This is a genomic window from Vallitaleaceae bacterium 9-2, assembly GCA_038396585.1.
Classification (GTDB): domain Bacteria; phylum Bacillota; class Clostridia; order Lachnospirales; family Vallitaleaceae; genus UBA1351.
In genome coordinates, this window is sequence record CP121691.1 from 2,395,924 (window position 1) to 2,410,144 (window position 14,221).

The 14,221-nt window shown below is 37.8% G+C and carries 13 protein-coding genes; 1 reads left to right on the forward strand and 12 read right to left on the reverse strand.

Going from position 1 to position 14,221, the window contains the following annotated elements; all coding sequences use genetic code 11:
• Nucleotides 1–44 precede the first annotated feature (44 nt).
• The 4 genes from QBE53_11300 to QBE53_11315 form a co-directional block, all read right to left on the reverse strand.
• Nucleotides 45–3,518 (reverse strand): 5'-nucleotidase C-terminal domain-containing protein, encoded by a 3,474-nt coding sequence (locus QBE53_11300; GenBank protein WZL80389.1) that lies wholly within the window; start codon nucleotides 3,516–3,518, stop codon nucleotides 45–47.
• Nucleotides 3,519–3,751: 233 nt separating this feature from the next.
• Complete coding sequence (locus QBE53_11305; protein WZL80390.1) at nucleotides 3,752–4,834, reverse strand: beta-eliminating lyase-related protein; 1,083 nt, start codon at nucleotides 4,832–4,834, stop codon at nucleotides 3,752–3,754.
• Nucleotides 4,822–5,736 (reverse strand): Gfo/Idh/MocA family oxidoreductase, encoded by a 915-nt coding sequence (locus QBE53_11310; GenBank protein ID WZL80391.1) that lies wholly within the window; start codon nucleotides 5,734–5,736, stop codon nucleotides 4,822–4,824. Before QBE53_11310 ends, QBE53_11305 begins: the two co-directional genes overlap by 13 nt.
• A 23-nt stretch (nucleotides 5,737–5,759) precedes the next feature.
• Nucleotides 5,760–6,650, reverse strand: coding sequence for an MYG1 family protein (locus tag QBE53_11315; GenBank protein ID WZL80392.1), 891 nt, complete (start codon nucleotides 6,648–6,650; stop codon nucleotides 5,760–5,762).
• A gap of 134 nt (nucleotides 6,651–6,784) precedes the next feature.
• Here QBE53_11315 and QBE53_11320 point away from each other — a divergent pair, with 134 nt between their 5' ends.
• Entirely contained in the window at nucleotides 6,785–7,642 is an 858-nt protein-coding gene (locus tag QBE53_11320; GenBank protein ID WZL80393.1) for a DMT family transporter, read from the forward strand.
• On the opposite strand, the gene QBE53_11325 is transcribed toward QBE53_11320, so the two are convergent.
• The 8 genes from QBE53_11325 to QBE53_11360 all read right to left on the reverse strand — a co-directional run bounded on the left by QBE53_11325 (nucleotide 7,634) and on the right by QBE53_11360 (nucleotide 14,193).
• On the reverse strand, nucleotides 7,634–7,975 hold the full coding sequence (locus QBE53_11325; protein WZL80394.1) for an arsenate reductase family protein: 342 nt from the start codon (nucleotides 7,973–7,975) through the stop codon (nucleotides 7,634–7,636). The genes QBE53_11320 and QBE53_11325 overlap by 9 nt on opposite strands.
• Before the next feature lie 26 nt (nucleotides 7,976–8,001).
• Nucleotides 8,002–8,553, reverse strand: a complete 552-nt coding sequence (locus QBE53_11330) for a hypothetical protein (protein ID WZL80395.1) — start codon at nucleotides 8,551–8,553, stop codon at nucleotides 8,002–8,004.
• A 157-nt stretch (nucleotides 8,554–8,710) separates the two neighbouring features.
• Nucleotides 8,711–9,652: a dihydrodipicolinate synthase family protein gene (locus QBE53_11335; protein ID WZL80396.1), complete on the reverse strand. Its 942-nt coding sequence runs from the start codon at nucleotides 9,650–9,652 to the stop codon at nucleotides 8,711–8,713.
• An 18-nt stretch (nucleotides 9,653–9,670) separates the two neighbouring features.
• Complete coding sequence (locus QBE53_11340) at nucleotides 9,671–10,597, reverse strand: ROK family protein (protein ID WZL80397.1); 927 nt, start codon at nucleotides 10,595–10,597, stop codon at nucleotides 9,671–9,673.
• Between the two features lie 4 nt (nucleotides 10,598–10,601).
• Entirely contained in the window at nucleotides 10,602–11,321 is a 720-nt protein-coding gene (locus QBE53_11345; protein ID WZL80398.1) for an N-acetylmannosamine-6-phosphate 2-epimerase, read from the reverse strand.
• Entirely contained in the window at nucleotides 11,314–12,423 is a 1,110-nt protein-coding gene (locus QBE53_11350) for a Gfo/Idh/MocA family oxidoreductase (GenBank protein WZL80399.1), read from the reverse strand. Before QBE53_11350 ends, QBE53_11345 begins: the two co-directional genes overlap by 8 nt.
• 44 nt (nucleotides 12,424–12,467) lie before the next feature.
• Nucleotides 12,468–13,304, reverse strand: a complete 837-nt coding sequence (locus QBE53_11355) for a carbohydrate ABC transporter permease (GenBank protein ID WZL80400.1) — start codon at nucleotides 13,302–13,304, stop codon at nucleotides 12,468–12,470.
• A gap of 1 nt (nucleotide 13,305) precedes the next feature.
• Complete coding sequence (locus QBE53_11360) at nucleotides 13,306–14,193, reverse strand: sugar ABC transporter permease (GenBank protein WZL80401.1); 888 nt, start codon at nucleotides 14,191–14,193, stop codon at nucleotides 13,306–13,308.
• Nucleotides 14,194–14,221 lie beyond the last annotated feature (28 nt).

Sequence of the window (14,221 nt, forward strand, 5' to 3'; positions counted from 1 at the left end):
CCTAAAAAAAGAGAGATACCGAAGTATCTCTCAATATCTTAAGCTTAGGATGCGATTTTGAATACATCAACAAGCATCGACATTGCTTGACCTGCAATATCTTTGATACGACCTGTTAAAGCACCTTTTTCAGTACCATTGGCATTGATATAGTCTGTCAAGACTTCATCCATTGCACCAAATTCTGCAACAACTTTTTTGTCAGTAAACATTGTATATCCATCGCCACCAGCAACCAGATAGTCATTCGTTGCAAGGGTATATGTTGCATTATCAACAATTTGCACACCATCAATCATCGCACTAACGACACGATCTCCAGCCATCTTTGATGAATCAAACTCAACTGTCATCCCTGCGATGTGCGGGAATGCTCCTTTGGCTTCTGGATAATCGGATATACCATTTTCAATTGCAGCAACAAGGTCTGCACCTGTCACTTCGATAACTCTTACAGTATTGCCATAAGGTAGTACGGTAAGGATTTCTCCTTTTGTAATCTCTCCTGCATCAATAGATGCTCTGATTCCTCCTCCATTTGTTAAGGCTACATCAGCCCCACTAATATCAAGAAGTGATTCCACAATTAAGTTTCCTAAGTTTGTTTCGCCTGTACGCACATCACCACGTTCTCCAACAAGAATTTCTGGAGTGGTTGCTACGACCTCTTGCTCAATAATTGCATTAGCTTCCTGAATCGCTTCTACAATAGCCATGACTTCGGCATCAGCTTCTATATTCATCGACTCTGCTTTGGTAAATAGATGCGCATCTGTTGAGATAACGTCACCATCCATTAATGAAAATTCAACAACACCGACATTTTTTGTTTTTTCACCTGTGCTTACAATAAGTGTGTCATTAACTTTACTTCCATATGGATACATTGAATGGCTATGTCCATCAATAATCAAGTCAAGACCTTCAACTTCATTTGCTAAATCAATACTTGTTGCTGCTGCCGTTCCTTCATCTCCAAGATGCACAAGCGCAATAACAACATCTGCTTCATCATGAAGCATCGGCACTAAATCTGCTGCAACAGCAATTGGATCTTCAAAAACCAACCCTTTTGAGTTGTCCGGATGACTTAAGAATGTTGTATCTGGCGTTAACAATCCAAAAATTGCAACTTCCATACCATCAACTTCTTTAATAACATAAGGCGTTAAAAAATCTGTTCCATCTTCATATTTTACATTGGCTGCCATAATTGGAAACTTAGCCATCTCTGCATTGTTCAATAACGGTTCTTGACCATAATCAAACTCATGATTACCTGTAGTCATTGCATCATAACCTAGCGCATTCATAACTTCAATAGCTTTTTCACCTTCTGATAACGTAACCAAATTTGCACCTTGTGTTGCATCACCAGCGTCCAATACCAACGTGCTGTCATTCATTGAACGATACATGTCAAACACAGTTTTTAACTTTGCTGCACCCATACCATCATAGGCACCTTCAACAAAAAATCCATGCATATCATTCGTATGAAGAACAGTCAGTGCATCATAGTCTGGGAAATACCCATCCTTAATTAAATCATAGACATTAATAGATTTTACATTTGGTGTACGACCATCTTCACTTGTCGCAATTTCAACCTCACCCGAAACCACTAAATCCAATGCTGCATCTTTTAATGGATGTTCAAATGTATTTCCAACAATTTTCCAATTATTGTCTACTGTTGGGGTTGCTACGCCACCTTTTTCTTCATTAATGTATTTGATGATTAAATCACGTATACGCCCTGCATCTTGCATTTGGGCATAGGAATCATAGTACTTGTCTTCTTCTGTCACAAGCTCAAGTCCAAGCAATGTTCCAAAGCGATAATTATTGACTGCCAGCTTATATTCTTTTTCATCTTCTATCGCCATTCCATCCATAAGTAGGTTCGTAATACGGCTACCCACCGGCTGACTTATATCTATATCGTAAGTGACGCCTGAGAACATATCATAGTTATATCCACGAATATTTTCATCAAAACTAACGGTCACATCGCCTGGCACATATGTGTTATAATATGCTGCAGACCACTCCATATAAGCTTTTAGGTTTGCACCTGTAATATGAACACCTACAAGTGTATTTGGATATTTATAAATATTGGCTACATCTTTTTTCTTAAAGTCTCCTGCTACTAAATTCATATCATTTTTGAATGTTGCCGCTGAACTAATCTCTGACTCTGTATAGAACATTTGAACATCATTAATGAGATCAATCAACGCAGTATCCATAACTTGTGATGTAGGCATTGTTGTAACATTTGCTTCACCGGTAATATAGTCAACGCCCTCGATATAGTCGCTTGTAACTTCTCCAACAACCGTATTTGCATCTTCTAAGGAAGCCTCATGAACGTATTTGAATTCTTCAAGCATATCTGCATCGGCTTCAACTTCATACGTTTCAATATTTGCTGTAGTTACGGATGCTACATCAAATCCATCTGCAGTTTTCGTCAACTCAACTGTAGCTTTTGACAATGCCCATCCATAACTTCCCGGTTCAACCAACTTAACTCCATTGACTTCTGCTTCACTAACTTTTGAGTGTGCATGTCCCATAAAAATAACATCAAACTCAGGGAGTGCATTCGCTATTGCTGCTGCTCCTTCATAAGCATGGTCATCGTCTTGCCCTAAGTGAAATGCACCTACAAGAACATCATATTTTCCAGCAAGATCAGCCACAGCTTTTTTTGCACCTTCAACTGTTCCACCAAAAGTAAGCCCTTCAAAGTGCTCCGGTGATGAAGCTTCCCACGTTGGAATGTGTGGTGGTAATAGACCTACAATAGCTACGCGGATGCCATTTTTCTCAATAACCGTATACGGTTTTACAAAATAACTTCCGTCCGTTTTGTAGGTATTGGCAGATAAGACATCCCCTTCAAACGTCGCAATATTTTTTTCTAAGAATGCTTTTTCGAAGTTGAACTCATGGTTACCAATAGTCCATGTATCATAATTCATATAGTTGAGCGCTTTGATCATTGGATGGATTGGGTCTGAATTAAAAAGTTCAGCACTGTTGTCTTGCACCGTGTCTCCAAGGTCCATCAAAATCACATTGTCACTTGCCGCTCTTTCGGCTTTGACCAAGGTCTGAATTTTTGCAATTCCAGCATCCATATCTTCTGAATCAATGGCATATTCATATGGATAAATACGTCCATGCAAATCACTCGTTGCTAACAAGGTAAGTGACATATCCGTCATTGGTGTGACGTTACCATCATCCTTGTCCTTATCTGTCTCATCAACAACGACATCGCCTGTCATCGGAATTTTTAATTGTTGTCCAACATAAATCAAATTTGGATTATCGAGTTGATTATACTCTGCGAGTTGTTCCCATTCAAGGTCATATTGTTCAGCTATTTGCCACAACACATCCCCTGCTTTAACCGTATACACAGATTCGGCAGATACCCCCACTTGCAATACCATCGTCATCAGTAGTACAAATGTAATCAAAATACTTAGTCTTTTTTTCACTTGTTACTCCTCCTTTATCTGATGTTATTTTTCCTTGCATTCAAGCTCCCAGTAAAGACCGAGAGCTCGAATACGCATCCCACTATTTAAGTGTATCACATACATCCATTGATATGCATGGGACATTGTAAAATCATGTTATAGTAGATTCATATACAAGGCGTAAACACCTGATTTTAAAGGGTTTTCTTTTTATTTCTAGGGTGAAATAGGACTAAATGACTATATGCTCCTCACGCATCGTTCAATAATTTTTCTAATTGTTGAACAAAACCGTCAATTTCTTGTTGTTTAAGTTGCAATATTGCGTCGCCAATAGATACTTCAAAATTACACACATTCTCATTTTTTTCTTTAACATAACCGGTCAGCCCTATTCCTGTCGAATGATATACGTTCTGTAAAATCTTAGTAAGTTTTTTACTTGAACACTCTACCGATACATGGAACATATTTGACACGGGAATATGTGGGTGTGTATTAATTTTCGGAACTTTATTCAATAGGCCAGCCATCTCTTTAGCTTTTTCATAATACATCCCCATACGCGGACGTCGACGTTCCATATGGTATTTTGCCGGAATAATATATGGGTACAAACTAATTAGGTCTCCACCATAACGACGTTTCCAGACTTTGGCTTCCTTGCAAAAGAATTCATCCGCCAAAAGGATAGCTCCTGCAACCGCTCCAATACCTTTGTAAAATGATAGATACACGCTATCAAACAAATCACATATTTCTTTAAGCGTTTTTTGATAATAAGGAAGCACTTCAAACAATCTAGCACCATCAAGATGAAGGTGAATACCTTGCTGTTTACAATATGTGGATATTTCAACCAGTTCTTTAAATTCAGGAAGGTATCCTCCCATCTCGCGTTGGGGCAGTTCTAAAAGCAAGGAGCCGATGGGTTCTTTAACAGATACAATATCGTCGAAGTTCAACAAATGCTCCTGGTCTCCTAATAAAATAGTTTTTATGTGATGCAGTTTCTTTAGGCCATCTTGCTCATGAATCTCCAGATGTGCCAATGGGTGATATGCAACTGTATATATATTTTTTTGATCACATGCGATACGAAGGGCAATCTGCTGCGCCATGGTTCCACTCGGAAAAAAAATCCCCGCTTCTTTACCTGCCTCTAGCGCCAACTCTTCTTGAAATATATCAATCCATGCACCTTCTCCATATATATCACTCATTGTATGTATATCCACATTTTCAAAGGCCTCCATTAGAATGGATACCTCTCTAGGACCATGCCCGCCAATATACTTTTTACACTCTAAATAGGCTTTTTTTAATTCATCCATGTACTCTCCTCAAATTCCATCACTAAATATTCACACACTTCATGGGTACGAAGTGATAATTCAAGGGCTTCTAATGACGCATCCGGGGTATTCGTCCATGCTAAAAATTGATGTATTAATTCTTCAAATCCTCTTTTATTAAGCGTCGGCGTCCAATCATCATAGTCTACAAGCGTCTTTTTATTGTCCGTATAGACCCACTCATAATCCAGATTCTCAATACAATGCTTTTCATTAGCACTAATATATTCAATCTTTTCTTCTTTTATACCCGACATCCGGTTCATACTTCCAAAGGCTGTGGCACCTTCTCCTTGCAAAATCAATGCTAAACTTTGTAATTGATTATCTATAATACGCCCATTATAATCGAATTCCTTTTCTTGATTTTGGAAAAGGTATAACAACGTATCAACTACATGAATAAAGTCATCATAGATAAACTGACGAATATCTCCCGGAAGATTATGACGATTTTTTTGTATAATCAGTGTAGAAGGCTTTTCTAGTTCCAGCAAATTCTTGACCTTTGGGCTATACCTTCGATTAAATCCAACCATTAATACCAGCCCTTTGTCTTTGGCCAATTCATAAACTTCCATAGTTTCTTCTAAATACCAAGAGATCGGCTTATCGACAAACACATGGATATTATGTTCTAGGAAAAACTTTATCATACTATAGTGACTCGACGATGCTGCATGGATAAACACTGCATCCACAGCATGCTCTAAAAGCTCCTTATAGTCAAAACAATACTCTTTAATTCTATATTGTTTTGCTATGGCTATGGTAACGTCTTGCGTACGACTACACAAAACAATTTCATGTGACATCGATGTAATAATGGGTAAATATGCCTTTGTTGCAATATCTCCCAAGCCGATAATTCCTACTTTCATGGTACCACCTTGACCCTTTCTTCTTAATATATTAATGCAAGTTCAGCCATTTTTATTGCACTTGACAAGGACTTGGTCCCGGCTATGAAGCCGCCTGGATGCACAAAAATCGCATCATCAATCTCCACCAAATCATTAATTGTCTCTGGGGATTTTCCAGCCCATTCTCTTGGAAATTCTTTAATTGTCACTTGCGAATCTGGTTCCGAGACCGCCTGAACCCGATATCCATTGACCAAATCTTTGAAAATCACATAGATAATACTTCCTTCTTCGTCATAGGTTTGAAGGTGACGCTTCCATGGACAAAATTTGTCTAACACAAGAATATTTTCTATTTCGCGCCGTTCATACGCCTCTTTTACAATCTTTTCTGCTTCAATGGATGCAACCGAACCTTGTATTGCATTTAAAAGTATTGGTGTAGTAAACTCCACTGCTTTATGAAACTGCTCATCCGGGTCTTCATCGGAGTTCCAGTTTGGATTAAAACTCTTAACGATTTGATTTAGGGTCGGCATATGTACCTCAGCTTTTTCGATAAAATAGCCATTATCAATGGCGTCAATGCTTTCAATAATTGATTTGTCCACACTATAAAAAACTTCCTCTACCTGTTCCTTTGTAAACGATGGCTTTATCTTTTGAATGAGCTTTGGACCATACACTCGCCAAATCAAGCCACATGCTGCATAGGGTACTCCACTATCCCTGTATTCTTTATAATCACTGTGATGATCAAACTCGCCACCACCAACATCAAAAACAATATCTGCCTTATCAAAATCTTCTTGGCTTCGACTACGAATAATAGTCACTTCATCATATAGCTGGATTAATATTGCAGATGCCATTACTTCGTCCGCATGAAAAAACCCACTATGGGTAACGGCTACTATTTTTTCACTTCTCATTGTTTTTCCTTCCACTTCTTTATTTTATACCTTTGCTATTATGCCATACTTCTTTTAAAAAAACTAGATGTATGCCCCTTGACATTCCCTAAAATATAAAATAAAATGAACAAATTATGTTTTGAGAGGTGTCGATGATGCATTATTGGTTATTATTCGCTTTATTGTCTGGAATTATTCTAGGTTTTTTTGATATTTTTAAAAAGATGGCCACGCAAAAACTTTCTGTCATTAACGTGCTATCTTTTTATTCTCTGTTCAGTTTTCTACTCTTGGCCTATGACTACAAAAACGCTTTTAGTATAGACTTTCAATGGTTTCCAATCATTGTCTTAAAGTCTGTAATTATTTACTTTTGTTGGATCTTAGGCTTTGTGGCTTTTAAGTACTTACCAATTAGTTTGGTTAGCCCTTTAAAAACCTTGACGCCACTTTTCACCTTAATCTTTGGTGTACTGCTTCTTGGCGAAAGCCTCAGCTTTTTACAAGTTCTTGGGTTTGCTATCATCCTTGGCGCTTATTATTTTATCGGAAAATCAGGTACTCATGACCTTCTTGCCTTTTTGAAGAACAAATACCTGTATCTCATGCTCTTAAGCGCCTTTCTAAGTGCGTTAAGCGGACTTATCGACAAGGTTGCACTGCGTCATATTAACGCCGGTCAAATGCAGTTTTGGTTTATGTTCTTGTTAACGATTTTTTATACACTGACTTTTTTCATAACAAGTTACCGTAAGCAGCAACGTTTTGCCCCAGGATTTCATTACACTATCCTACTCACTAGCTTGGCAATTGTTCTATCCGACCGATTATACTTTATGGCTGTTGCAATGCCCCAAAGTCAAATCTCTGTCATCATGCCTATACGCTTTGTCTCCGTTTTTGTATCTGTCATTCTCGGCGGATATATTTTTAAAGAGTCGCACCTACGTGGCAAACTTATCGGTACGTGCAATATGCTTATCGGTGTCATCTTAATCTTTTTAGGATGATGCCAGCCATGCTTTCCATGTCTCAGGAGCATAGCCTATGGTTGCTTTTTTTCCATTCCGCACAATCGGTGTTTTATACACTGACGGTGTATCTAAAAGTTTTTCCTCACGATGAGAGGCAACCAAATATTTTATCATCGCATACTCTTTCGCCTCTTCATCAAGAAGGGCTTCTAAGCTTCCTACCGAACTAACCACTGAGCGTAGCTCGCCCTTACTCAGCCCTTTATCCAGTATATCGACCCGTTGATATTTCACCCCGCGCTCTTTAAAAAAACGCTCCGCTTTTTTAGTATCAAAACACTTCTTTTTTCCAAATATTTGAATTGTCAAATCTATATACCTCCTCTTTATCGCTGTTATGAATACGCCAAGACTTGTTTAATTAGACTTTGAATTTCCTCTGGTAACTCCTGTTCCAGCGCACGGTTTAATAGAAGCCTATTTGCCCCTCCTTGCCTTTCAAAATACGACCGAATCATCTCAACCTTTGCCTGGCGTCCTTCCATTAAGGCATAAGCTACCAGCCAGTCTTCAAGGCGTGTATAGGCGAGCATCGGCTGTCCTTCTTCTTGACTTTTCACAATCGAATGCTTATCAAAAATAAAGTCATAGTTCCCCTTATGATGGCGAATACGAAAATTCACCATGATATCGATACTTATGTTCTCCATGGCATACACATAAAAGTGTTCTGTCAGATATTCTTTTTTTTCAGGGATAGCTTGTCGCTCTGCCATCATATCTAAGAGATTAAGTGCTTTATCAATGTCTTTTTTATCAATGATAATATCAATATCTCTGGCTTGTTTGACAAGATCATAATGCTTAAGCAGTAAGGAGCCGCCAATCCCCCATTGTATGTTTTCTTGAGCAAAAACCTGTGCAATTTTAAATAACACCTGTTCCATGATTAACCTCATACTTTCCTCGGCTTTTGATTGTTAATTATAGATATTATCACACACACGTCTTAAAATTGCAAAAAAAATCCTATATATAAACTCAAACTTATTTGTTCAAGTTATATGTAGGACTTAAAATGATTTTATGGCATACGAATATGTTTTACATATTTTTTAGACTTTCTTTTGCTGTTTGAATATCCGAATATAATTTTATCAATTCAAGGTTTTCTGTACTAACAGGTAAGAAAGGTAGACGTGGATTTCCTATATCACACCCATCTAGCTTCAAAATAGCCTTTACTGCACCATAAAGAGATTCGAAACTACATAATCGATACACAAAATCCGTTATTATTTTTTGCGCTTCAATCGCCTTATCAATTTCACCCTTTCGAATCAACTTTTCAAGTGCTATGTATAGTTCTGGCATTGCTCCATAGGTTCCTCCTATTCCAGCATCCGCTCCCATAACACGACCGGCCAAATACTGTTCATCTGGTCCGTTAAATACTAGAAACTCTTTTCCGCCAGCCTGTTTAAAACGCATAATGTCGTGGGCAGGTTCTGATGAACATTTGATGCCAATCACTTTTTCATTTTCAATTAAACGTTGAAAAAGTGGCATTGATAAATTAAAGCCTGTCAATTGAGGTATGTTATAGATAATAAAAGGCAAGTCTGAAGCCTCCATAATCTTGGTCCAGTGTTGAAAAACACTTTCTTCGCCTAAGCGGTAATACACTGATGGAACCGCTGAAATTGCATCGGCACCAACGGACTGTGCATGTTCTGCCAAGTGTGCAGATAACTTTGTCGACGCTGTTCCCACATGGACAATAATTTTCATATCATCGCCCGCAGCTTCTATAGCCGCTTCAACAATTTGTTTGCGTTCTTCTATACTTAAAAGAAAACCTTCTCCAGTGCTCCCACAGACATACAGGCTCTTAACGCCTTTATTTTTCATATACCTTACAAGTTTTTTGGTTCCTTCAACATCAATCTCTTCATTCGCCATAAATGGTGTATTTAATGCAACAGTAATTTCTTTAAACGGTTCAATATCGTATTTTAGCATATGTTTTTTATGCTCATTACCCAATGAGCATCTTCCTTTCACCTATGATATATTTATATAATTTTTTACGGCTCCAATCATACCTGCATTATTATCCAATTGGACCGATTGAATCACTAACTTTTTTGCAAATGCAGGCATTAGCTTCTGCATTGTTTGTTTTCGTATCGGTTCTATTAAGGCACGGTCTTGGGAAGAGACACCTCCACCGATAAGTATTGCTTCTGGATTTAGAACGTGCACCAAATTAGTAATACCCGTGGCATGAAAATCAACAAACTGTTTCAAGAGTTTTTCTAAAGGCTCTTCATGATAATTTACGCGTTCAAAAAACTCAAGACCGCTACCGACCTCCTTGCTAATCATTTGCATATGATTCGCCTGTTTGAGCAATGCTGTCGTCGATCCATACTGCTCAAAACATCCCCGGTTGCCGCATGTACAGCTTTTTCCATGCATATCGATAATCATATGACCAATTTCTCCCGCAATCCCCAAATGTCCAGAGTATATTTGACCGTTAAGAATAATACCTGCCCCAATACCCGTTCCGATTGTATAGACAATCAGGTTGTCATATCCTCTCCCACGACCAATCCAGTGCTCTGCAATAGCCGCACAGTTTGCATCATTTTCAACAGTAACACTTTTATCAAATATCGCTTCAAGAGTCTTTTTTAAATTCGCCCCAATCCAACCGGGAATATTGCCACAGGTACCAATGATTGTACCCGTCGCTTTATCGACTTGCCCTGTTGCCGAAACTCCAACACCTTCAATATAATGGTGGTTTTCCTTTGCATATACATCAATCAATTTCGCAACTTTTTTCACCTGGTCAAGCAAAGGGACTTTATAGTCATCAATATTTGCTTTTTCTACATTACAATAGAGTATTTGGCCCTTTTCATCAAAAATTCCATATTTTATGGATGTCCCACCAATATCCATACCAATATATTTTTTCATCGTCTTACGCCTCTTTTTCCTTAATCGCTGTCCAAAATCGATAGGTGATTTCTTGCGGACGCGTAATAGCGCCGCCTACAACTACGGCATACGCTCCTGCTTTAATGGCCTCTTTGGCCTGTTCGGGGTAATGAATTTTTCCTTCGGCAATAATGGGAATATGCATTGATTGAGATAACTTTCTAATTAAGTTCATGTCCGGCCCCTGGTCCTGCCTGGAATAATCGGTATAACCGCTTAAAGTGGTCCCCACAAAATCGACCCCTGCTTTATAAGCATTGACGCCTTCTTCCAATGTTGATATATCCGCCATTAACAATTGATCAGGATATTTTTCTTTGATCTGACGAATATATTCATTCACTGTGTATCCATCGCCTCTTGGGCGCAAAGTCGCGTCAAATGCGATGATATCTGTCCCAACACTCACCAATTGATCCACTTCATCCATGGTTGCCGTAATGTATTGAGCAAAATTTTCATAGCTTTTTTTTATAATACCGATGATTGGCAGGTCAACTTTTTTCTTAATCTGCAGGATGTCGCGCACCCCATTGGCACGTATCCCTACTGCATGCGATTGTCTTGCCGCTTCTGCCATCAAAGGCATAATACCACCTTCTTCTAGGTATAAAGGTTCAGTTTCTAACGCTTGGCAAGATACAATCAAACCATTTTTTAAACACTCAATTATTTTCTGGTTTATCTGCTTATTGTTATCCATGATATATTTCCGTTAAAGCCACCTTTCGATTTTCTTGCAACGATAGTGTCAGTGCATCAGCTGTTGCTATCGCCATCCTTGCCGCTTCTCCTGTTAAGAGCGGTTTAAACTCGTCGTCAACTTCTTTTCCATGCATCAGTTCATTAAAAAATTTCATTTCATTTTTCATTATTCCATGTAACCACATTGGAGGTTTTTTGCCCGGTTGACCATACATAATGGCTCCATCCATTTCTAATCCTTTATAAATACGAGTCCGATCATCATCTTCTTCCTGCGTTTCATGAACCAAGAAATATTCTTCTGAATCCCCTATTTTCAAGGTCATCTTTACATCTTGCATATCAATGCGTATTGCTCCTTTTGTCCCTTGAATCAACACATAGTGTTCACTCCATCGAAATGCCGAACCATATTCCAGCAAAGCATATCGCTTATTTTCAAATTCTAAGTTGATAAATAACATATCATCCTCATCACCATAACCTTCACCATGATGGGCAACATTCCCACCGGTCATAACCACATTTTGAGGTTGTCCCATTATAAATTGAATACAATCAAGTTCATGAATGTGATGGTATAAATGTCCTCCTGATTTTTCTCGGTTTTTTTTCCAGCTGATATTCGGTTGCTTTTCTTCCCAGCCATTACGTGCTGCGTGACAATATAGAATATCTCCTATAACTCCATCATTAATAAGTTTTTTGGCATGCCTTACACCTCGAAAAAAGTTCATCACATGTCCTGCCATAAAAATCACATTATGTTCATCACACGCATTAACCATGGAATCACAGTCACTATATGAGAGTGCAATAGGTTTTTCACAAAATACATGCACACCATGCTTTGCCGCTTTAATAACCGGCTCTTTATGCAAATAATTTGGAGAGGCTACAATAACGGCTTCTACATCTTGACGTGAAAAGAGACAATCCAGATCCGTTTCCACATCACATTGTAGCTCTTTGGCTACTACGTCGCCATTATCAGGATCATACACCGCCACAATTTTTGCTCCTTCTAAGCTTTCCATAATTCTTCCTAATTCTGCTCCAAAATATCCTGTTCCTACAATTGCATATCCAATAGTTTTCATTTTATTCACTCCAAACATTTATAGTATTGTTATATTTGTTAATATTATTTTACTGATCCTTCTGCTAATCCTCCTGCAATCCTTTTTTGAATAATACTAAAGAAAATTACGGAAGGTATAACAACTAGAGCCGAGGCCGCCATCATATCGCCCCAAACTAATATTTCTGCACCTTCAAGTGATTTTAAAGCTACTGCGACTGTCATTTTATCAGTGCTATTAATTAAAATCAGTGCATATAAGAACTCATTCCACACATTGATAAAGGTATAGATAGCCGTTGCAACAATCCCTGGTGCAACCAATGGCAATACAATGCGAATAAACACTTCGAATTTGTTGGCGCCGTCGACGCGAGCTGCTTCTTCAATACCAATAGGCACTGTTTTAAAAAAACCAACCAATATCCACACGGCATAGGGTACACTGAAGGATAAATATACAATGATAAGCCCTAAGCGTGTATTAACCAATCCAGCTTTTGCCATTACCAACGAATACGGGATCGCTAATAAAATAGGCGGAAACATATAAGTCATAATGAGCGCTTTAGACATTAGGTTCCCAAATTTTGGAAAGAATCGTACGATTCCATAAGCCGCCATGGCAGAAATTGTAATGGCAATAACAGTTGTTGCTAAGGCAATCAAAATACTATTGCTAATATTTCGAGCAAATCCTAAATCATTTAACACATGTATATAATTGCTTAATGTAAAAGATTTTGGCCAAAACGATGTTGGATTGGAAGTTAATTCTCCTGTTTCTTTAACGGACGACAATATTATCCAAACCAAAGGAAAACCTGCAATAATCGTTAAGAAAATGAGATATATATGACACATAAAATTCCCAAGGATAGTTTTTTTGTTTTTTTCCATTTTAACTTTCCTCCTTTTCCCATTTTCGTATAACTGTAAAATAAACACCTGTGACTACAAGTAAAAACAGCAAAAGTAATATTGTAACCGCTGATGAACGTCCTAAGAATTTAGTTCCCCATCCCATATTGTATGCGTAAATCGGAAGTGTCGTTGTTAGATTTGCCGGTCCACCTCCTGTTAGCAAGTAAATAATATCAAAATTATTAAATACCCAAATTGTTCGCAAAACGACAAGTAATCCAACAACTATTTTAATATGAGGTAAAGTAATATGTACAAAAGACTGCCACCGTTTTGCTCCATCAATTTTCGCTGCTTCGTACTGATCTTTAGGAATTGTTTGCAGTGCTGATAATATATTGACCATAATCATCGGAGCTCCAAACCACACATTAATAAAAACCAAAGTCATAAATACGAGATTTGCGTCGCTAAAAAACTGCAATCGTTCTGTCGTTAATCCTAGATCAAATAAGAGATTAGGTACATATCCATATACACCATTCAAAATCCATTTCCATGAAAGTGCAATTACAATCGATGGAAATGCCCATGGAATAATCAATAACGTCCTATATATTCCTTTAAATTTAACAACTCGATGTAACGCTAATGCTGCTGAAAACCCTATCAATATTTGTCCAGTCAAGGATAAAACAGTCCATTTTATGGAATTTAATAAAGCAACATAAAATGCTGAGTCTTGTAGAACATATATATAGTTCTTAAATCCAATAAATGAATAACTTTGTTTTATTAAATGCTTTGATGTCAAACTATAATATATGCTGGAAAATACTGGATATATTAATAACATTCCAACAACTAGTAAAGCCGGAAGGACAAATATCCATCTCGTTAAATTACGTTCTTTTTTCACAAACATTCCTAACCACCTATCATTCTATTTTTTA